This window comes from Actinospica robiniae DSM 44927, from assembly GCF_000504285.1.
Lineage (GTDB): Bacteria > Actinomycetota > Actinomycetes > Streptomycetales > Catenulisporaceae > Actinospica > Actinospica robiniae.
Genome location: NZ_KI632511.1, coordinates 1,721,848 through 1,742,373, shown reverse-complemented (window position 1 = coordinate 1,742,373; position 20,526 = coordinate 1,721,848). Strand labels below are relative to the sequence as shown.

Here is a 20,526-nt window from a genome sequence, read left to right as displayed (position 1 = left end):
CCGGAAGGGGGACGCGTGGTCGAGCGCGAATGCGTCTGAACGCGCCGGTCGATCCCAACGGCGACGGGCGTCGCCGTAGCCTGAGCGAGGAGGGGATCAACGCTTCGCCGTGGGGCTTGCCTCAGGCATCGCGTACCTGTGTTCCGGACGGCCCGTGGAGCCGTACTTCAGCTGGATGCGGACCATCCCGTTTCGGGCCAAATGGCTGAGATACCGCTGTGCCGTGGGCCGGCTGATCCCCACTTGCGCAGCCACTTCGCTCGCCGACACATCCCCGTGGGCGGCGCGCACAGCGTCGCGGACGAGCTCCAGCGTCGGCGCACTGTGGCCCGGCGCCGGCTCGCTCGACGGGACCGGACCGCGCAACAGGCCGAAGAGGGCGTCCACCTCGGGCTGGTCGGCCTCCGGTCCGAGCCCGGCGATGCGTTCACGCAGGTTGCGGTACGACTCGAGCCGCTCGCGTAGCGCGTCGTATCCGAACGGCTTGACGAGATAGTGCACGGCGCCGATCTGCATCGCGGCGCGCACTGTCGTGACGTCGCGGGCGGCGGTGATGACGATGAAGTCGGGATGCTCGGCCCGCTCCACCAGGCCGCGTACGACGCTGATGCCGTCGCCGTCGGGCAGGTACACGTCCATCAGCACAAGCTCCGGCCGTAGTTCGTCGATGGACTCGAGCGCTTGAGCCGCGCTGTGGGCTGCTCCTACGACGCGGAACCCCTCGGTCTTCTCGACGAATGCGGCGTGGATACGGGCGACACGGAAGTCGTCATCGACGACCAGGGTTCTGATTCCTTCGGTAGCCGTCGTCTCCTCCAGGGCCGTCACACCAACACCGCCACTTCCGCCGGGATGCCGACCTCGAACGTCGCGCCCGGCCCCACGCTGACCGAGATCGTCCCGCCGAGCCGCTGGACGATGCGGTGGACAAGTGCCAGGCCCAACCCGCGGCGCAGGGACCCTGACTGAGGCTTCGTCGAGAATCCGTCCAGGAACACCGCGTCGACGTCCTCGGCCGCAATGCCCGGACCGTTGTCCGCGACCTCGATCGTGATGCGTCCCCTGTCCTCGACGAGGAGCACCCGCACTCGTCCCGGACGGTCTGCCGGATATCCGCGGGACCCGACCGCGTCGAGGGCGTTGTCGATCAGATTTCCCAGGATCGTGGTCAATGCCTGCGTCTTACCCGGAACCTCACCCAGCCACGATTCGTCGGCCACCTCGAGCTCGATCCCACGCTCGGCGGCGACCGTCGCCTTCGCCAAGAGCAGCCCGACGATCAGCGGGGCGCCGATCCTGGCTCGAAGCCGCTCGGCGACCTCGGTCTGCGCAAGGCTCAGATCGGTCAGATAGTGCAGCGCCTCTTCGGCCTCGCCGAGTTCGAGCAGGCCCGCGACGATGTGCATGCGATTGGAGAACTCGTGCTGCTGCGCCCGTAGCGCGTCGGTCAATCCGCGCACGCTGTCGAGCTCGCGCAGCAGGCCGGCCAGCTCGGTACGATCGCGCAAAGTGACCACCGAGCCGTGCAGGCGGCCGCCGAGCACGACCGGCATCCGATTGACGGTCAGGCAGTAGGCGTCGGTGAGTACGACCTCGTCCCTGCCGTCGATCGCGCCGGAGAGCACTTCACGCAGCCGTCCGGGCGCCACCACGTCCTCGATCCAGCTGCCCACACCGTTCGAGCCGAGCTCGAGCAGCCGTCGCGCCTCGTCGTTGACCATGGTGATCCGCCCGGCCCGGTCGAACGCGATCATGCCCTCGCGGATGCCGTGCAGCACGGCCTCACGCTCCAGCAGCAGTTTTGCGATCTCGTCGAGCTCGAGCCCGAACGTGCGCCGCCTGAGCCGACGGGAGAGCAGCCAAGAGGCGAACGCACCCATCACCAGGGCGAGGGCGAACCACAGGACGTAGGGCGGAAGGACACGCCAGAGCGTTGTGGAGATCTTGCTCTCCAGAATCCCCACCGATACCTCCCCGACCAACGTGCCGTCCGGGGCATACAGCGGAACCAGGGCGTCGGCCGAGCGGCCGAGGCTGCCGTCGTCGGTCACGACGTGCACCTTGCCGTCCTCGGCAACGACCGGTTCGGAGACCTGCTTGCCGATCAGCGCAGGATTGGGATGCGAGTGGCGGACCCGGTTCATGTCGATGACCACCACGTACGCGGCACCGGTCGACTGGGTCACGCGCTCGGCGATCCGCTGCTCCTCGTCGCCGCACGGCGGCGCTGCCGCCTCCAAGCACGCGCCGACCGCGTCGATGTCGGCGGTGGTCTCGGCGATGGATACGGCCTGCTGTCCGGCCTGCCAATCGAGTTGTGTGCGTTCCTCCCGCGCGAACAGGACGAATCCCACCAGGACCGTCGCGACCAGGATCGCCACCTGGCCGACGAAGATCTGGCTGGAGAGCCTGCGCATCGCGCCTCGTCGCACCTGAAGGATTGTGGAAGCGGCGCCTATGGCCGGGCAAGGAAATCCGGGAAAAGCATTCAATCCGTTATCCGATATTCCGTGAACTCAATGCACAAAACCCGGGGAAACGCGGGGAACGCGAGTTACGACCACAAGCGAGACAACCCCGATCCGCCGCTCCTAGCGTGTGGCCTCCCCGATCAATGAAGACAGGAGGCGATCCGAGATGACCGCGACGACATCCGCGGGACCCGGCGCCCGGATCGAGATCGCCGGCGTGACGAAACGTTTCCTCACTCCGGACGGCTCGATTTTCACCGCGATCCACGACGTGACCTTCGACGTGGAACCGGGTCAGTTCTGCGCGGTGGTCGGGCCGACCGGCTGCGGGAAGTCCACCACGCTGGGCCTGGTCTCCGGACTCGACCGGCCCAGCGAGGGCACGGTCCGCGTCGGCGGGCGCGCGGTCGAGGGCATCGCCGACGGTGTGAGCTTCATGTTCCAGGCCGATGCCCTGCTGCCGTGGAAGACCGTGCTCGGCAACGTCGCGCTCGGCCCCAGCTTCCGCGGTGTGCCCAAGCGCGAAGCGGAAGCGTCCGCGCGCGACTGGGTGCGCCGGGTCGGCCTGGCCGGCTTCGAGGACCGGCACCCGCACCAGCTCTCCGGCGGGATGCGCAAGCGCGTCGCCATGGCGGCGGCGTTGATCAACGAGCCCCGGATCCTGCTCATGGACGAGCCTTTCGGCGCTCTCGACGTGCAGACCAAAGCGATCATGCAGACCGAGCTGCTCGGCCTGTGGGAGCAGTTACGTCCTTCGGTGCTGTTCATCACGCACGATCTCGAGGAAGCCGTGGCTCTGGCCGACCGAGTCGTGGTGATGACCTCCTCGCCGGGGTCGGTGAAGGCGGTCTATGACATCGACCTGCCACGCCCGCGCGGCGCCGTCCAGGACATCCGGTTCCAGCCCGAATTCCTCGAGTTGCACCGGCAGATCTGGCAGTCCCTGCGCGAAGAAGTCGAGCTCGCATACGCCCGCACGGCAGGAGCCGCAGCATGAGCCACCACGCCCCCCGACTCGAAAGCCAGGTCGTGCCGTCCTTCGAGGTGGGCAAGACGAATCCCGGCCGCCGCATCGCGCGCACGCGCAGATTGCGGGTGCTGGCCGCGCAGATCGTCCTCGCCGTCTTCGTCATCGGCTCCTGGCAGCTCCTGACCGCCTGGAAGGTCGTCGATCCGTTCTTCTTCGGCCAGCCGAGCGGCATCGCCAAGCAGCTGAGGGACTACTTCGCCCAGGGCGACCAGGCGACCGAGTTCGGCTCGTACTGGTCGCAGATCTTCACGACGCTGCGCGAGGCGGTCTTCGGCTTCCTGGTCGGTACCGCCGGTGGCATCGTGTTCGGCGTAGGCCTGGGCGTGAGCCCCTTCCTGGCCAAGGTCATCGGCCCGTACATCAAGATCATGAACGCCATTCCGCGCATCGTGCTCGGCTCGATCTTCCTCGTCGCCTTCGGCCTCGGTCCGACGCCGAAGATCCTGCTGGCAGCGGTACTGGTGTTCTTCGTGGTCTTCTTCAACGCGTTCCAGGGCGTGCGCGAGGTCGACCGCAACATCCTCAACAACGCGCGGGTACTCGGCGCCTCCAAGCTGCGCATCGTCCGCGACGTGACCCTGCCCTCGGCGCTCACCTGGATCATCGCGAGCCTCCACACGGCCTTCGGATTCGCCATCGTCGGGGCGATCGTCGGCGAGATGCTCGGCGCGCAGAAGGGCCTCGGCCTGGTCATCGCCACCGCGCAGAACCAGTTCAACCCGGACGGGGTGTTCGCCACGATGTTCGTCATCGCCGCGATCACGCTCGTCGTCGAGCTCCTGCTCACCCGCGTCGAGCGCCGCCTGCTCTCGTGGCGCCCGCCCTCCCCGTCCGAGGCCGCCGCGATCTGAACCGCGGCCCCGGGTCAGCGTTCCACCCCGTTACCCGTCAACGAAGACATGGAAAGGCTTTGCCATGCTCAGAAGGACCCTCACCGGTGCCGCCGCCGGCGCCCTCGCCCTGACCGGTACGCTCACTGCCTGCTCGAGCTCCGGCTCGGGCTCCGGTTCCGGCGGCAGCGCGGCGCTTCCGACCGTCACCCTCATGGTCGGCGGAATCGACAAGCAGATCTACCTGCCTTACGAACTCGCCCAGCAGCTCGGCTTCTACAAGAAGTACGGCGTCAACATGGTGCTCACCACCGAGGTCAACGGGGGAGTCGGCGCCGAAGACGCGATGGCCTCGGGACAGGTGGAAATGGCCGGCGCCTGGTACATCCACGCCATCGACTTCCAGTCCAAGGGCAAGGCTGTGCAGGACATCGTCCAGCTCTCCGGTGCTCCGGGTGAGCGCGAGATGTGCGCCACCGGCAGCGGCATCCACTCGGCCGCGCAGTGGACCGGCAAGACCCTCGGCGTGACCGACCTCGGATCCGGCACCGACGAGCTGACCCAGCTGCTGGCGAGCAAGTCCGGGCTCACCACCAAGCAGTACAGCCGGATCGGTGTGAGCGACGGGGCCACGGCCATAGCCGCGCTCAAGACCGGCAAGACCCAGTGCCTGATGACCACTCAGCCGACGGTGCTGCAGATCGAGCAGCAGAACATCGGTTACTCGGCCATCGACCTGGCGACCGCGTCCGGTGCCACTGCCGCCCTCGGCGGCACCTGGCCCTCAGCCGGCGTGCTCGCCCGCACCGACTGGGTGGACTCGCACCAGAAGGAGGCTCAGGACGTGGTTGACGCGCTGGTGGCGACGATGCACTGGATTGCGACGCACTCGGCGACCGACATCGCGAACGCACTGCCGCAGACGTACGTGCAGAGCAACGGATTCACCAAAGCCGAGTACATCACCGCGCTCACTCAGGACAAGGGGCAGTTCCTGCCCGACGGCATCATGCCGGCCGGCGGCCCCGAGACTGTGATGGCCACCGAGAAGGCGATCGGCGCGAATGTCGATTCGGTGAAGTTGAGCGACACTTTCACCAACACCTTCGCGGTCGCCGCGAACAAGGCTGAGGGATTCACGACCTCTTCGACGCCGGAGCCGGGCAACGGCTGATCAGGTGATGACCGCGTGCGGCGAGGCTTCGGCCTCGCCGCACGGCGGTCTGCCCCAGGGCAACAGCGCAGCCTGGATCACCCCGTGGCTTTGAGGGAGTGTGCGACGGGCCCGCGGGCGCCGATGCGGACGGGAATGATGGTGAGTAAGCTGACAGCGAGCGGCGTGAAGAGCACGACGAGCGCAAGACTAGGTGCTGGTGGCACTGTTGTCGTCGCGCCGTGGGGCGTGAAGGCATAGTAGATCCCGATTCCACAGGGGATGCCGAGGATCGCTCCGATAAGGGTCAGCAGTCCCTGGGTTGCGGACAGGCCCGCGACGATTTCTCCCGCGGTTGCTCCGAGAGCCCGGGTGAGGGCGGTGGTGGCTCGCGCCTCGAGGGCTGTGGTCCAGGCAATGAAGACGGCGTTGACCACCGCGAAGACGGTCAGCGCTGCCGAGAGCATGACAACGGCCGCGTTCAGACGGGCCTTGAGCGGATCGCTGGGGGCGATAAATTCCGGGTTCGCTTGGGTCGCATGCATGATCAGCACAGCCGTCAAGCCGCTCACGGTCACCGTCGTACTGGCGACCGTCAGAGCTGCCCGCCTGGGCCGGCGGGCAGCCAGGCGCGCACCGACCAGAAGTGGAGCGGGCAGGTGGGCGGAGAGCTTGATGCTTGCCGCTCTGCGCCGCGGAGTCCGGGGCTGGTCCATGAGGGAGGAGACAGTGCTGCGGCGTGTCGCGTGCAGGGTGGGAAGAAGAGTCGCGGCGGTAGCCAGGAACAGCCCCAGTGCCGTCACTGCAGCGACGGCCGGAAGGTCTATGCCGGCGGTGGTCGTCGCGGCGAGCAGGCCGGCGCCCGGTCCGCTGATAGACGGTGCTGCCAGCTGCCCGAGGAGGAGGCCGATTCCCGCGGCGATCAGTCCGATGACGCCGTTCTCACACAGCAGCACGAGGGCGACGAGTCGCGGTGTGCCTCCGACGGCTTTGAGGAGTCCCACTCTGCGACTCTGCTCAGCCATACGCCCTCCGACCAGCACGGCGACGCTGGCGAGAGCGAGGAGCATGAGCAGGGAGCTGCCCGTGAGCAGGAAGAGCTGGACGTTGGCGAGAACGCGGGCGTCCGCGTCTCGGACGTACTGCGCGGTGTACAGGACCAGGTGGGAGTGCGTGGGCTTGGTCAGGGCGACGGCATCGGCGAACGACTTCGCGGTGGAAGGATTGGTCAGCCGCAAGTTCAGGTAGTAGGCGAGAGGTGAGGACGAGGCGGAGCGGCCGATTGCCACCGCTTCGGCTTCGGTCGTCCAGACCAGGCCCGGGTTGTAGTGGCCCATGGTGAGCACGCAGGTGAAGGCGCAGATATCGGGATAGTCCGGGACGGCGGCGCTGACCGCGATACCCACGACCTCGAGATTCTCACCCCCGAGGATCATCCGCTCCCCGACGTGCACACCGAGGGCCTCGGCGAATCCGGCTTCGAGGACGACGCCGCCGGGCCGCACCCAGCCGCCCTGGATCAGCTTCGGCTGATCGACCGCGGCCGGCAGCTCGCTGCGCCCTTCCACCTCGGCACCTTCGCGGGCCTGCCCTCGCTGAATCAGCGTCCAGGTCACCGGGAACGGCCCGCTGCTCGCGGCCACGCCAGACGCGTGTTCGAGGGTAGCAACCTGCCCAGGGTCGATTCGCGCACCGGCGTGCGGACCATCGGGCAGGAGCGTTGCGATGACGTCGGGTCCGTTGGTGGCGGTCTGGGTGCGGGCGTAGGGGTTGTCGATCGCGCCTCGCAGCGCCAGCCCCAGAGTCAGTGTCGTCGCCGCCGTCGCGATGGCGAGCGTGAGCAGGAGCGCCTGCGCGGGACGGCGGCGCAAGTCCTTGGCGACCAGGCGTCGGATGAGGAGCAGCCTTCCCATCGGTCAGCCCTCCAGCCCGGCGAGATCGGCGAGGCTCGCGCGCGTGCCGCCGGTCAGCCTCATCTCGTCCACGAAGGCCCCGTCGCGCATCGTGATCAATCGGTCCGCAGTGGCGGCGATGCGCTCATCGTGTGTTACGACCACAACGGTCAGTCCCGACGCATGTAAGGCCTCGAACAGGCGCAACACGTCCAGGGTGGAGGCGGAGTCCAGATTGCCGGTCGGCTCGTCGGCCAGGACGATCGTCGGCTCGTTGGCCAGCGCCCGAGCGATGGCGACGCGTTGGCGCTGGCCACCGGAAAGCTGCGAGGGCAGGTGCTGGGCGCGGTCCGTGAGCCCCACCTGGTCGAGAAGCGTTCGGGCGCGCTCGCGGGCCGCGCACGGGGAGCGCCTGGCCAGCAACGCCGGAAGTTCGACGTTCTCCTGCGCGGTCAGCTCTTCCATGAGGTGGAAGGACTGGAAGACGAACCCGATCTCGCTCTGCCGGACCCGAGCGGAGCCGCGCTCGGAGAGCCGGTCGGTGCGGCGTCCGCCCAGCCATACCTCCCCGGCCGTCGGCCGGTCGAGGCCGCCGAGCAGGTGCAGGAGGGTCGACTTGCCGCATCCGCTCGGTCCCATCACCGCCACCGACTCGCCGCTCGCGATCTCGACGTCGACCTCGTCGAGCGCGCGTACGAGTGCTTCCCCCGTGCCGTAGTCCTTGCGCAGACCGCGAGCGCACACTAGCGCTCCCCCCGTGCTGTTCATCGCTTTCCCCTTCGTTCGGTCCATGTACGTTCACACGCCTCGAGCCAGCGCAGGTCCGCCTGAAGCCTGAGCACGATGCCCTCCAGCAGCAGCACGGCTTCGGAATCGCCCGGCTCGGCCATCGCGGCGCGCTGTGCGTCGCGCAAGCGGCGAAGCAACTCGCGACGCTGCACGTCGACGAGGGCGATCGGATCGGCCAGGCGGCCCTGGTCGGCGACGATGAGCTTCAGGTGGAAGTCGGCTTGATCCTGTTTGGGCCACGTGACGTCGGCGAGCCACTCGGCCAGCCGCTCCCGTCCTGCCGGTGTGAGGCGGTAGCTCTTGCGGTCCTGCCGTTGCGCGGGCTCTTCGGCTCCATCACGTTCCACCAGCCCGGCCTTTTCCAAGCGGGCGAGGATGACGTACACGTGGCCGGCGTTCAGCCCGTCACCGACCGGCCCGAGTGCGGCCTCCAGCCGGGCGCGAAGCTGCGAACCATGGCGAGGCTCCTTCGCGAGGAGCGCTAAGACGACTTCCTGCTGCACCGACCGCTCACCTCTCTAACGGTTATAGTCTAACCGTTAGAGAGGTAGGCTTGTCAACGGACCGACGGCCGTGGCCAGAGGGCGGCATGGCCCTGGCGGTGCTCAACCAACGGCTGGTGCGCAACGCGATCTCGAGGTCTTACTCGGCATCGCGGATGAGGTCGGCTACCTGGGAGCCGTATGCGCGCACAGCGGTACGCGCATCGCCCCCGAGCTCGCGGAGATTCTCAGCGCGGCCGACGCCGATGCGCTGCGCGCCGTCGGCTTCGTACGCGGACCGGCGCATGTGGAGCTCAACATCATCGCTTTGGCGAGGGGAACGGTAAACGGTGGGCTGCCGTTCGGGCTCCGGCATCAGTGCCAAAAGCGGTTGTGATACCCGGATAGTCCGGCAGCCCACCTGGCAGGTCAACCCAGGACCCACCATGTACGGGCAATCCCAGTGCCCGCGCCAGGATCTTATTTGCGAGTATTTTCAGAACTGGCAAGGAACCTGCTCAGATCCGGTTAAGATCTTCAACGCTCATCAGCGGAACGCTGTGTCTGGAAGCCGGCGCACCTGGCCGCATTGCCGGTTATCGCAGCGTTGCGAGGCGATTGTCCGTGGCTGGCGTATGTGTGCTTGACGCCGTCGGCCCGAACAACAGGGCGCAGGTGAAGGCGATGACGAGCGATAGTCTCATCTGGCCGCGCAATGCGGCATCGGAGATGAGCAGGGGCGTTGCGGCGAGAACGGCGCCCGACGCGACGGTCCAGATCGGCATCCACAGACCTGAGCCGACGAGGTCCCAGAGCAGCGCTCCGAGCAGCACGCCCGCGGTGTAATAGCCGTATACGCCGGGATCCAAGGCGACGCGCGCGCCGACGCCGAGCAGGATCAGCGCAGGCCAGCGTCGGCGGCGCACGGCCTCGGCGCCCAGCAGACAGGCGAGAGCGATCTGCGCCGCACGGTCCCATCTCGGTGTGACCGGATCGCCGACGCCGAGGGCACGCAGGGCCGAGTCGCGCTCGTTCGTGATCGTGAACTGCGATGCGGCCGCGACCGTGTGGAAGTCGGCTGCGACGAATGGGAGCCAGCCGAGCATCACGACGAGTGTCGTCCATGCTGCCGCGTAGTGCCATGCTCGGCGAGGCAGAGCGAGAATCATCGGGAGGAACACCAGCGACCACGGCTTGGCATCAACTGACAGGCCGAGGCAGACTCCCGTGAGCGCGGGCAGGCCGGCGGCGACCGACCAGAGTGCGACCAGCGCGAAGATTAAGGCGAGGACGTCGTCGAGGTGAGCGTATGCCACGCTCAGATCAGTCCAGCCGATCATGAAGGGCGCCCCGCCGACGAGCATCGTATGATGCCAACGCCGGTCGCCGATCGCCTCGGGGCGCGAGGCCGCAGCGATCCGTTCGATGACGTGCAGCGCGACGAGCCCGAGGCCCGTCATGAATATCTCCGCCGCGTACAGCCCGTTCGCGGGCCCCATGTGCCGTAAGCCCTGGGCGACCACGAAGCTCACCGGGCCGATCTGCAGCTGGGGATAGTCGGCGTAGATGTGCATCCCTCCGGTGGGGGCGCCTCCGCTCGCGCCGTCGAACAGCAGCGCGCTCCCGTGCACGAAGTAGTGCCAGGAATAGCCGCCGCGGCGGGCGAACCAAATCGAAGTCAGCGCGGCCCATATCGTCAGCGCGCCCCAACGCTGTAGCCGGAGCCGCTTCGTTTCGGCCGGGTCAGCCTGTGTTCGGTCGCTCGGGTCGACGATGGTCTCAGGTAGCGGTGTTTTCGGCGCTCGCGTCAAAGGGCTCACCCCGTTCGCGTTCTCGGGTCCGACGGTTGAGCGGATTACTGGGTTTCAGTGCGGCGCAGTCGTGGCGGCGAGGTCCGGTTCTCCTCCGACCGCCAATCGCGGCATCGGGGCGGTCGGGGGTGTAGGTACGAGGGCCCGTCGCGCCCGCAGGCAGGTGAATATGAAGCCGAGTGAGGCGGCGACCGGGAACGAGAGCGCAGCCAGCATGAGGACTTCCGGGACGAAGCGTTCGAGCCCCGGAGCTACGCGCCCGATGAGGTAACCGCCGGAGATGAGGGATCCGGTCCAGGCGAGTCCGCCGAGCGTGGCCCAGCCGGTGAATCGCGCGACCGGGACACGTAGCAAGCCGGAGAGGGGCCCGGTCGCCGACCGCGCCAGGGGGATGAACCTGGCGGCGACCAAGGCCGGCCCGAACCCGCGCCGCGCGGTGAGCCGTTCGAACCTCTCCACCGCTCGCACGACGTGGCGCTGCGGGCGTCGTGGTGAGAGCGCTCGCGACCCGAGCCTTCCGAGCAGAAGCCCGGCGTGCGCTCCGAGCACTGCGCCGCTCGCCGCCGCCGCGAGCATCCAGGGCAGCGGCAGGATTCCGGCGGCGCAGACGAGGCCGACCGTGAAGAGCAGAGTGTCGCCAGGCAACACGAATCCGATCGGTAGCGACGATTCGGCGAACATCACGGCGAACACGGCGGCGGGAGCGTATGGCCCGGTCGTGCTCAGGAGCGCGTTCGGATCGAAGAAGTTCACTTTGCCCTACCTCCCGGAGAGCCGGCGGCGGCGCTGGCTGCGCTTCTTGCTTCTACAAGCTTGTAGTATTTCTACATCGCTGTAGTAGTTCCACGCCACTGCGCGCCCGACTCGGCGGGGTCCCGCGGTGGGTTGCAAACGACACGGCGAGGCGGCTCGCCAGCAAACATCTACAAACGTGTAGAATTTGGAGTCAGCCGGAGACGGACGGCCCACCGCCCCCTCGACGCCGTCCGCCTTCGGTTCCTTTCCACAGCTCGCGGCTGCACGAGAAGCGAAGGACATGAACGTGCAGGATTTCATCGCACATTACGGCCATTCGGCTGTCTTCGCGCTCGGCTACCGCACTGGCGCCTGCTCGGCGGGCCGCGTTGCGCCCGTTGGGTCGGGTGCGGCCGCTAGCCGGCTTTGCTCGTCGCTGACGACTGCCATGGCCCGACCTGCTTAATCGGCCTATGTGCCCGTAACCGCCGCACGGCGGTCATGGAACAGAACGCCGCCAAGGACGAGTACCGCTGGGGAACGGAGCATCCACGATGTCACGAGGACGCGAAGGGCGAGCAAGCTGTCCGGGCGGGTCAGTAAGCCACGCCGACGAATTGGAATCGGCTGTCGTCACCGTCGTGCGGCTTTTGCGCGAACTACTCGATTCGCGCTCTCCGCTGCCCCGCCCAGGCAACAGCTAAGGACGAGCCCGTGCGCGTGTTCGTCTACGCAACGCTTCTGTTCCCGGCGACGGCCATGCCGCTGGCACGGTTGGCCACCGCCAGGCTGCATCCACGTCACGCAGCGTGGCTGCTGAGCGCGTCTGCGGTGGTGTTGGCCGGTACGAGCTGCGGGGCGCTCGGCCTGCTGGTCATCGCAGAACTCGTACGCATTCCGGAGCTCGCCCGCCTCGCGCACTTGTCAAGGAGGGCGATCGTCAGCAATGACTCGACCTCCAGCGCAGTCGCGGCGACCGCCGGGATCCTCCTGGGCGCCGCACTGCTAGCCGCCCTCACGTTCGCCGTAGCAAGGATCCGCGCCCTGGCGGCCGCGTTCGGCCACGCCCGCGCCCTGCCTGGACGGCGCAGCCTGGTGATCACCGAGGACGAGGTCGCGGACGCGTACACCGTTCCGGGACGGCCCGGTCGGATCGTGGTGTCGACCGCGATGCTCGAGGCGCTCGATGAGCCCGGGCGGCGGGCGCTACTCGCTCACGAGATGGCGCACGTGCGCGGTCGCCACTACATCTTCGCCGCCGCCGCACGGCTTGCCGCTGCTGCCAATCCGCTGGTGCGGCCGTTGGCCGGCGCGGTCGACTATGCGATGGAGCGGTGGGCCGACGAATACGCCGCCGACGAGCTTGGCGACCGTCGTCAGGTGGCCACCGCGATCGCCACCGCAGCGATCGCGACCAAGCGGACCCGCCCGCACCGCCGGTCCGCACCTGTCCTGGGGGCCGTGTTCGGACGACCAGATGAATCGCGCGCCGACGGTGCCGGGCCGGTGCCTAGGCGTGTGGCCGCGCTGCTCAGCCCGGCCCCGTGTACGAGTCCGTTCGCCTTGGGCGTGGCTTTGAGCGTCATCGCGCTGGCTGGATTCTGCGCGTTGGAAGCGACCGACGATCTGCGTGAGCTGATCGCACTCGCCCGCATGGAGCGGCATCGGTGACACGGTTGTTGCCAAACCCTGACGACCCGGGGTCTGGCCGGTGATCTCGCGGCCGCCATTGAATCTACAATCTTGTAGAAGTTGTTGGTCGGATACGCAGAGGAGAACGCGTGAACCGTCCCCTGGATCATGCCGATCCGCTGATGCCTGTACTCGCGGACGCGCAGTACCTCGGCAATCCGGTGCTCGGAGCCGATCCCCAGCACTGGCCCGAGATCATCCGCTGCGTGCGCCGCCGCTGGGGCTCGTTTCAGCACCGTCATCCGGCTCCGGCGCCGGACACGCGCGCGGCGCGCGTCGAGGACCTCGCTCGAGGACTGCTCGTACGTTGCACGGCGATAGGAAGAGGTCTGATCGAGATCTCAGACTGCCGGGCACTGGCAAGGCGACTCGCGCTGGTACTCGAGCCGCTGCCGGAGGTTTTGGGCGCCGACCCCACAGCGACTGAGGCGTCGCGATGAGTGGCCGGCGGTCCGAGGCCGGCTCGCGTTCCCCACGTCTCGACAAGTGGGCCAGGGCCTTGGTGCTGTACCTGGCGAAATAGGAAAGGGTCCGACAGGTGCCTTTGATCTTGGTCTGTGAAGATGATCCGACGGTTCGCAGTGTCCTCAAGCGTGCGTTAGAGCATGACGGCCACACCGTCTCCGTGGCCGCCACGGCGGACAGCCTGCTGCGCCGGTTGGAAACTGCGCCTCAACTGATCATTTTGGATCTCGGCCTCCCGGACGCCGATGGCCGCGACGTCTGCGTGGCCGTTCGCGCTCGCGGCGTCGACACGCCAGTGCTGATGCTCACTGCCCTCGACGGCCTGCATCACAAGCTGGGCGGCTTCGAGGCGGGCGCCGACGACTACGTGACCAAGCCCTTCGACATACCGGAACTGCTGGTCCGGGTCCGCGCGCTGCTGCGACGGGTCACTGTGGCTCCTGCTCCACGCGAGGTCGCTCTGGATCCGGCGAAGCACGTGGTGACCTACAACTCGATGAGCGAGAGCCTGACTCCGACGGAGTTCCGGCTTCTGGGGCGTCTGATCGGCGCCCAGGGCGACGCGGTACGCAGGCACGCCCTCATCGCTGCCGGCTGGCCGCACGGGGCGCAGGTCAGTGACAACACCCTCGACTCCTTCGTGCGCCGACTGCGGGCCAAGCTCGCTCCACTCGGTGTGGCCGAGCGCCTGGCGACCGTGCGCGGTGTGGGCTATCGATGGCAGTGAGGGGCTTTCGCGGCCGGATCGTCGTGCTCACAGTGCTGATCGCCACCGCCGTGGTAGCGATACTGATCGTGCTCTCGCATGTGCTGCTGACCAAGGTGACGGACGCCGACGCGCACGATCTGGCGCGTAGCCGCGCCGATGCCGTCGTGGCGAGCGTGACTGTCGTGAGCGGCCGTGTCATGTTGACGGAGAACGGCAGTGAGGCACTGGACGAGGTTGCCTGGGTGTATGCCGACGGACGCCTGATCGACGGGAACGTGACACCGAGCGTGGTCGACCGTGCCGAGGCGTTGGTTCGGGCCGGCAAGTCGCAGAGCGCCTACATCGACGACTATCTCCTGTACGCGCAGGAGGTGCCGGCCGATGGCCACCGGGTCATGGTGATCGCCCGCGTGAACCTCACGCCCTACGAGACATCGAAGCAGCTCAGCCTGACGCTGTCGCTGATCCTTGGTGGCGTGGCGATCCTCCTCGCCGGCGGTGTCGCGCACCTCGTGGTGCGCCGGGCTTTGCGGGTCGTGCGCGAGATGGCCGCTCTTGCCGAGGATTGGGGCGATCACGAGCCAGGGCGCCGCTTCAACCTGGGCGTACCCCGTGACGAGTTCGGAGCGTTGGGCAGCACCCTGGATCACCTCCTGGAGCGTGTCGAGAACGCGCTGGCGGATGAGCGACGGCTCACCGATGAGATCGCCCACGAGCTGCGGACGCCACTCACGGTCTTGCGGGGAGAGGCCCAGTTGGCGCAGTTGTCCGACAGGCCGTTGCCGCCAGAGGCGGTGCTGAGCGAAGTCGACCGCCTCGATGCGGCGATCACCACGATCCTGCGTGCGGCACGCGCGCGGATAGAGGCCGGGACCCGCTGCGATCTCAACTCGGCCACCCGGCAGGCGATCGCCGGTCGGGCGATCGAGGCGGTCGTTCCGCCGAAGGCCGAGGTCGCCATGGCGGGCGACGTCGTCGTGGCGCTTCTCTCGCCGCTGTTGGAGAACGGCCTGCGGTATGCGCGTTCGCGCGTGTGGATCACGGCGCGGATCGAGGGCGAGGTGATCGTGGTCGATGTCCTGGATGACGGACCCGGATTCGATCCCGCGGATGTCGAGCGGGTCTTCGAAGCAGGCGTGACCGGCAACGACGGGCACGGGCTCGGACTGCCCGTGGTCCGGCGCATCGCCGGCCCGGCAGGCGCTGCGGTGCGAGCGATCGCCGACGGGCGCGGCCATGTCGAGGTGACGCTGCCCGCGTCGCGGGTCGGCGCATAGTCAGGTTGTCTGCAGGTTGCCTCCGCAAGGCTCGCCGCATGACAACGACGACGGAAACGCGCACACACGCCGGGCCGCTCATGTTCAACAAGGTCCCGGAGATCACCGTCTGGTTCTGGGTGATCAAGGTTCTGTGCACGACGGTGGGTGAGAGCTTCGCCGACTGGATCAACATGCAGCTGGGCGTCGGCCTGGTGAACACGGCCTGGATCTTCACCGCGGTCTTCGTACTGGTCCTGGCCGTCCAGCTGCGGCTCAAGCGGTATGTCCCGTTCCCGTACTGGCTTACCGTCGTCGTCGTCAGCGTCACGGGCACTCTCTACACAGACATCCTCACCGACCAGCTGAACGTGCCGCTGTGGATCAGTTCCGCGGTCTTCTCCGTCCTGCTCGCCGTGGTCTTCGGCACCTGGTGGCTGCGCGAGCGCACGCTCTCGATCCACTCGGTCACCACCCGGTCGCGCGAGTCGTTCTACTGGCTGACCGTCCTGGTCACCTTCGCGCTCGGCACCGCGACCGGAGACTGGACGCTCGAGCTGACCGGCTGGAGCCCGGGCGTCTCGGTGCTGCTGCCGCTCGGCCTGATCGCCGCGATCACGGCGCTGTGGCGATTCGGCGCGAACCCGGTGCTCTCCTTCTGGCTCGCCTACATCCTGACCCGCCCTCTGGGCGCCAACATCGGCGACTGGCTCGCCTCACCCAAGGTCGCCCAGAGCCCTGGCGATCCGACCGGCCTCGCGCTCGGCACGTTCACCACCAGCCTGGTCTTCCTCGGCCTCATCCTGGCGACCGTGGTCTACCTGACGGTCACTCGTTCGGACGTGACCGAGACCTACGAGGCGGCCCACGACGGACACATCACCTCCAACGTGGGCAGGGAACGCACCGCGCTCCTCGGCTTCGGGCTGCTGGCTGCCGCCACCGCAGGCCTGCTGGTCTGGGCTCACGGTCAGCCGCACGTCGGCCCCGCGCCCGAAGCCGATGCCACCTCCACTGTCCAGCTGGCCCCCGGTCAGGCGGTGAAGAAATTCCCGCCCGCGGAGGTCGGTGCGCTTCGGGCCCTCACATCGACCTCGCTCAAGGATGCGCGATCGGGGGACCCGGCCGGCGCTCATGCGGCCGTGCAGTCGCTGCGTGATCTTTGGGACGCTGATCAGGAATCCCTGCAGCCCCTGGACGACACCGGCTGGACCTCGATCGACGCCCAGATGGACAAGGTGCTTAAGACCTTCGGCATCGACCACTCGAACCCACCGATGTCGGCAGCCCAGCAGGAGAGCGAGCTGAGCGCCCTCTTGGCGGACCTCGGCTGATCTCCCGCACAGCGCCCCGACTCTGACCGGCGGGTCCATCGCGCCGAGGGCAGCCGCGCCGAGGGCGGCGAGAGATCTCGCTGGCTCGGCGCGGGTCACGCCCTTCAAACCGGTCTGACACCGAGCAATCAGGCTCCTCGGCCGTCTACTCCCTTTCCTGCACCCACTGCCTGCCAGCCCTCTGATGCGGCACTATCCGAGCTGCTCGATCTCCGCGGCCAGTCGCGGAAGCGAGACATCGAGGCCGGCCAGGACGGCACGCAGTGCGCTGGCGGGTGAGCGGAGCAGCGCCTTAACGAGTGCTGCGGAGTCCGGGGCGGCGGCCGGGTCCGCTGTGGCTGCGATCGAAGCCGCACGGTCTAGGCACGACCGTGCTTGCCGGGTGATAGGCAGGTGGCCGCTCGGGGCCCGGCGGCCGTCGCGGCGCGTGAACCGCGCGCGTCGGGGGCGTCGGGCCGGCCGATCGAGGCTGCCGGGGCCGAAGGCGTCGTCAAGGCGCGCGCGGACGACATCGAGGTCGATGCCGATCGCCGCGAGCGCGTCGCGGTCGAGGTCGCCGAGGGTGGTCGCGGTGGCGGTACGGCCGTAAATCAATACCTGAATTTCCCTTCCGACGCTGTCCGGAGTCACGCCGTGTCCGCGCAACGTGCTCCCGATACTGTCGTCGGCGCCGGCCAATCCGAAGAGCAGGTGCTCGCAGCCGATGAATCCCTGGCCCAGGTAGCGTGCCTGAGCCTGTGCGCGGATCACCGCCGCACGCGCTTCGCCCTCTATGCGTCCTGTCATTCTCGCCCCCGAACTCTCGGGCCGTGCTTGCGGTGCACGGTCTGCTTGGTCACGCCCAGTCGCGCCGCGATCTGCTGCCAGGACCAGCCCAGTCGGCGCGCGTTGTCGACTTGCAGGATCTCAAGGCGCTCGGTGAGTTCGCGCAGCGCGGCCACGGCACGCAGCCCGACGTCGGGGTCCCGGCTGGCGGCGTCCTCGGCGATCTCGGAAGAGCTTTCCACGTCCGTCAGCATATGCTGACAGACGTGTGCCGTCAACAAAAGCTGACAAACCAAGGTCCCCACCCGCGGCGCGGCGGCCACCGCCCCACGACCCGCATGACGGCCGTAGGCCGCAATTGAGGCCGAGGCAACTCGTAGAGCGCGGTTGGATGGTGGAGGCGGCTCCGGGAGTTCAGCGCATACCACCCCAGGTTGCGGGGCATCGGCAGTGCTCTGCGGCTTCGTGCGACCGTACCGGGCAGCGGACGGTGGGCGGTGGTGGAGGAACTCGGGCTCGTCGTCTGCCACGACGCAGCTTTGCTGAGACGTCCGTGGAAGCGCCGGGTGCGTTGGACTACTCCTCAAGGACCTTCGTCTCGTGTGCCAGCACGTCGCCGGCGAAGCTGTGCCAGATGTCTGCGTGCTGAGCCGCGGACATGCTGTTGATCGCTGCTTAGGCTATTTGATCAGGCTTTCCGCGCCAGGGCTTCCAGTGTCGGCCACGACGGCGACGGTACTACCGGCGATCGTGCGGGTCGCGGGACTTCGCGGCGTGGCGTCGCTGTCGGGACTGTGCGAAATGCACACTCCGATCGGGTACTGCGGCACTTCAGCCCGCTCCTCGCAAATGACAGGCTCAGAGCGCTGACACCACCGCCCGGAGCTGAACAGGAGAGAGCGCACCGCCATGACGAACGACTCCGACCACGGAGATGACAAGCACCCGCGGCGCCTGGTGGTGGGGATCAGCGGCGCGACCGGGATCGCGTACGGGATGCGCGCGCTGGAACTCGCTCGAAAAGCCGGGGTGCAGACGCACCTGGTCGTCACACCGGCCGGCCAGCAGACCCGCGCCTACGAGACGGACCTGACCGCGGCCGATCTGGCCGCGATGGCGGATGTGACCTACCGTCCGGCGGACGTCGGTGCGGCGATCGCCAGCGGCTCCTTCCGGACCGCGGGGATGCTCATCGCGCCGTGTTCCATCCGCACCCTGTCGTCGGTCGCGTACAGCGGCAACGACAATCTGCTGACACGGGCGGCGGACGTGACGCTCAAGGAGCGGCGCCGGCTGGTCCTGCTGGTGCGCGAGACACCGCTGACGCTCGGCCATCTCCGGGCGATGACCGCGGCCACCGAGTCCGGCGCGATCGTGATGCCGCCTGTGCCCGCCTTCTACCTGCGGCCGCGGAGCCTGGACGAGGTCGTCGAGCACACCGTGGGCCGTGCCTTGGAACTGTTCGGGATCGAGGTCCCGGACCTGCCCCGCTGGGGCGAATGACCGTCTTGGGAAGGACATTACGTGAAGCACCTGCGCAGCCAGCGCGAGTTCATCGAGGCGCTCGAAGAGATCGGGGACCTGCAGCGGATCGAGGAGGAGGTCGACTGGAGACTGGAGATCGGCGCCGTCATCCGCCGCTCCTACGACCTACGCGCGCCCGCCCCGCTGTTCACCAACATCACGGGATATCAGGGCACGGGCTTCGGTGTGCTCGGTGCTCCCGGCGCCCTGTCGGGGCCCGGCCACCCGCTGGCCCGGATCGCGCTGGCCCTCGGGCTGCCGGCCGAGGCGACCGGGCCGCAGATCATGGAGACGATCGTCGCGGCCCGCGCCCGGCCCGGGATCGCGCCGCGGGTCGTCGCCGCCGAAACCGCGCCGTGCAAGGAGAACATCGCGCTCGGCGACGACGTCGATCTGCTGAAGTTCCCGACGCCGCTGATCCACGGCAACGACGGGGGCCGCTACATCCAGACCTACGGCATGAACATCGCCCGCACACCCGACGGGTCCTGGACCAACTGGTCGGTCAACCGCATGATGATCGCCGACAAGAACACCCTCGGCTGCCTCATCCCCGGCCCCCAGCACCTGGGCATCATCCGCGCCCAGTGGGCCGCGCAACGCAAGCCGCTACCGGTCGCGCTGGCCCTCGGGGTCGAACCGGCGCTGCCGTTCGTCGGCGGCATGCCGCTGCCCGAAGGCGCCGACGAGTCCCACTTCCTCGGTGCGCTGTTCGGCGAGGGCCTGGAGGTGGTCCCCGCCGAAACCGTGGACCTGATGGTGCCGGCCACCGCCGAGATCGTCATCGAGGGCCACATCGCCTTCGACGAGACGGTGCTGGAAGGGCCGATGAACGAGTACCCCGGCTACAACGCCCGGGAGAAGTCGCTCAAGCCCGTCTTCCACGTCTCGGCCGTCACCCACCGGAACGACGCCGTCCTGCCCGTCGTCGCAGCCGGACCGCCGGTCGAGGAAGACCACACCGTCACCGGCACCATGCACGCCGCCGAGATCCTCTACCAGCTGCGCGAAGCCGGTCTGCCGGTCGCCTCCGCATGGTTCTCCTTCGAGTCGGCGATGCACTGGCTGATCGTCTCCGTGCGATCGGACTGGCACGAGGAGACCGCCGTCCCGTCGACGGAACTCGCCCGGAAGATCGGCGAAGTGGTCTTCACCGGCAAGGCCGGCTTCGGCGTCCCGAAGGTGCTGCTGGTCGAGGACGACATCGACATCACCGACGTCAACGACGTGGTGTGGGCCTTCGCGACCCGGACCCACCCCGAGCACGGCGAGGTCCACTTCCCGGCCCTCCCGCACGTCCAGCTCTCGGTCTACCTCTCCGAGGCCGAGTCCCACTCCTACCGCGCCGGAAAGGTGCTGCACAACTGCCTGCTGGCCGACCTGTTCGCCAAAGAGGACCGGCCGGTCAAGGGCAGCTTCGAGAACGGCTGGCCCACCGACATCCAGCAGCGCGTGCTCGCCAAGTGGGAGACCTACGGCTATCGGTGAACGGCGGGAGCCGGGGGGAGTTCCTATTGTCAAGACCTGTAGATGGTGGGGTCCCCGTTCGGGCTGCGAGGTTCATCGAGTCACGCTCGGGCTGCCGCCT

20 protein-coding genes are annotated in these 20,526 nt (G+C 68.1%); 11 read left to right on the top strand and 9 right to left on the bottom strand.

Translation table 11 applies throughout. From position 1 onward, the window contains the following. Positions 1–96: 96 nt before the first annotated feature. Together ACTRO_RS07510 and ACTRO_RS07505 are read right to left on the bottom strand one after the other, a co-directional pair. Positions 97–828 (bottom strand): response regulator, encoded by a 732-nt coding sequence (locus tag ACTRO_RS07510; protein WP_084316057.1) that lies wholly within the window; start codon positions 826–828, stop codon positions 97–99. Beyond that, positions 825–2,432, bottom strand: coding sequence for an ATP-binding protein (locus ACTRO_RS07505; protein WP_211244148.1), 1,608 nt, complete (start codon positions 2,430–2,432; stop codon positions 825–827). Before ACTRO_RS07505 ends, ACTRO_RS07510 begins: the two co-directional genes overlap by 4 nt. 205 nt (positions 2,433–2,637) lie before the next feature. Between ACTRO_RS07505 and ACTRO_RS07500 the strand changes: the two genes are divergently transcribed. The 3 genes from ACTRO_RS07500 (at position 2,638) to ACTRO_RS07490 (ending at position 5,505) form a co-directional block, all read left to right on the top strand. Continuing rightward, on the top strand, positions 2,638–3,468 hold the full coding sequence (locus ACTRO_RS07500) for an ABC transporter ATP-binding protein (RefSeq protein ID WP_034262265.1): 831 nt from the start codon (positions 2,638–2,640) through the stop codon (positions 3,466–3,468). Further along, positions 3,465–4,352, top strand: coding sequence for an ABC transporter permease (locus tag ACTRO_RS07495; protein WP_034262263.1), 888 nt, complete (start codon positions 3,465–3,467; stop codon positions 4,350–4,352). Before ACTRO_RS07500 ends, ACTRO_RS07495 begins: the two co-directional genes overlap by 4 nt. Before the next feature lie 64 nt (positions 4,353–4,416). After that, on the top strand, positions 4,417–5,505 hold the full coding sequence (locus tag ACTRO_RS07490) for an ABC transporter substrate-binding protein (RefSeq protein WP_034262261.1): 1,089 nt from the start codon (positions 4,417–4,419) through the stop codon (positions 5,503–5,505). Positions 5,506–5,582: 77 nt separating this feature from the next. Here the strand turns inward: ACTRO_RS07490 and ACTRO_RS07485 are convergent, their stop codons facing one another. The 3 genes from ACTRO_RS07485 to ACTRO_RS07475 are packed head-to-tail and all read right to left on the bottom strand — an operon-like array spanning position 5,583 to position 8,668. Further along, the gene (locus ACTRO_RS07485) at positions 5,583–7,397 is read right to left on the bottom strand and encodes an ABC transporter permease (protein ID WP_034262259.1); all 1,815 of its coding nucleotides are present in this window, start codon (positions 7,395–7,397) and stop codon (positions 5,583–5,585) included. A gap of 3 nt (positions 7,398–7,400) precedes the next feature. After that, the gene (locus ACTRO_RS07480; RefSeq protein ID WP_034262256.1) at positions 7,401–8,144 is read right to left on the bottom strand and encodes an ABC transporter ATP-binding protein; all 744 of its coding nucleotides are present in this window, start codon (positions 8,142–8,144) and stop codon (positions 7,401–7,403) included. Next, positions 8,141–8,668 (bottom strand): PadR family transcriptional regulator, encoded by a 528-nt coding sequence (locus ACTRO_RS07475; RefSeq protein WP_034262253.1) that lies wholly within the window; start codon positions 8,666–8,668, stop codon positions 8,141–8,143. Before ACTRO_RS07475 ends, ACTRO_RS07480 begins: the two co-directional genes overlap by 4 nt. 70 nt (positions 8,669–8,738) lie before the next feature. Between ACTRO_RS07475 and ACTRO_RS46980 the strand changes: the two genes are divergently transcribed. Continuing rightward, positions 8,739–9,044: a hypothetical protein gene (locus ACTRO_RS46980; RefSeq protein WP_157435910.1), complete on the top strand. Its 306-nt coding sequence runs from the start codon at positions 8,739–8,741 to the stop codon at positions 9,042–9,044. Positions 9,045–9,243: 199 nt separating this feature from the next. Here ACTRO_RS46980 and ACTRO_RS07470 read toward each other — a convergent pair whose 3' ends face one another. Continuing rightward, the gene (locus ACTRO_RS07470; RefSeq protein WP_051450466.1) at positions 9,244–10,458 is read right to left on the bottom strand and encodes a hypothetical protein; all 1,215 of its coding nucleotides are present in this window, start codon (positions 10,456–10,458) and stop codon (positions 9,244–9,246) included. 54 nt (positions 10,459–10,512) lie between these two features. Continuing rightward, positions 10,513–11,211 (bottom strand): DedA family protein, encoded by a 699-nt coding sequence (locus ACTRO_RS07465; protein ID WP_051450465.1) that lies wholly within the window; start codon positions 11,209–11,211, stop codon positions 10,513–10,515. Positions 11,212–11,907: 696 nt separating this feature from the next. On the opposite strand from ACTRO_RS07465, the gene ACTRO_RS07460 reads away from it, so the two are divergent. The 5 genes from ACTRO_RS07460 (at position 11,908) to ACTRO_RS07440 (ending at position 16,649) form a co-directional block, all read left to right on the top strand. Next, entirely contained in the window at positions 11,908–12,864 is a 957-nt protein-coding gene (locus ACTRO_RS07460; RefSeq protein ID WP_034262249.1) for a M56 family metallopeptidase, read from the top strand. A 110-nt stretch (positions 12,865–12,974) separates the two neighbouring features. Then, positions 12,975–13,325, top strand: a complete 351-nt coding sequence (locus ACTRO_RS07455) for a hypothetical protein (protein WP_034262246.1) — start codon at positions 12,975–12,977, stop codon at positions 13,323–13,325. Between the two features lie 98 nt (positions 13,326–13,423). Further along, positions 13,424–14,077: a response regulator transcription factor gene (locus tag ACTRO_RS07450; protein ID WP_034262243.1), complete on the top strand. Its 654-nt coding sequence runs from the start codon at positions 13,424–13,426 to the stop codon at positions 14,075–14,077. After that, positions 14,068–15,336, top strand: coding sequence for a sensor histidine kinase (locus ACTRO_RS07445; protein ID WP_034262240.1), 1,269 nt, complete (start codon positions 14,068–14,070; stop codon positions 15,334–15,336). Before ACTRO_RS07450 ends, ACTRO_RS07445 begins: the two co-directional genes overlap by 10 nt. A gap of 38 nt (positions 15,337–15,374) precedes the next feature. Then, a complete protein-coding gene (locus ACTRO_RS07440) occupies positions 15,375–16,649 on the top strand; it encodes a COG4705 family protein (protein ID WP_034262237.1) in 1,275 nt (424 codons plus the stop codon). Between the two features lie 192 nt (positions 16,650–16,841). Here the strand turns inward: ACTRO_RS07440 and ACTRO_RS43005 are convergent, their stop codons facing one another. Together ACTRO_RS43005 and ACTRO_RS07425 are read right to left on the bottom strand one after the other, a co-directional pair. Next, positions 16,842–17,435, bottom strand: a complete 594-nt coding sequence (locus ACTRO_RS43005) for a Clp protease N-terminal domain-containing protein (RefSeq protein ID WP_084316056.1) — start codon at positions 17,433–17,435, stop codon at positions 16,842–16,844. Further along, positions 17,432–17,668, bottom strand: coding sequence for a helix-turn-helix domain-containing protein (locus ACTRO_RS07425; RefSeq protein ID WP_034262234.1), 237 nt, complete (start codon positions 17,666–17,668; stop codon positions 17,432–17,434). The genes ACTRO_RS43005 and ACTRO_RS07425 overlap by 4 nt, the downstream gene beginning before the upstream one ends. A 655-nt stretch (positions 17,669–18,323) precedes the next feature. On the opposite strand from ACTRO_RS07425, the gene ACTRO_RS07420 reads away from it, so the two are divergent. Next, positions 18,324–18,917, top strand: a complete 594-nt coding sequence (locus ACTRO_RS07420) for a UbiX family flavin prenyltransferase (protein WP_051450463.1) — start codon at positions 18,324–18,326, stop codon at positions 18,915–18,917. 21 nt (positions 18,918–18,938) lie between these two features. After that, the gene (locus ACTRO_RS07415) at positions 18,939–20,426 is read left to right on the top strand and encodes a UbiD family decarboxylase (RefSeq protein WP_034262231.1); all 1,488 of its coding nucleotides are present in this window, start codon (positions 18,939–18,941) and stop codon (positions 20,424–20,426) included. Positions 20,427–20,526: the final 100 nt, after the last annotated feature.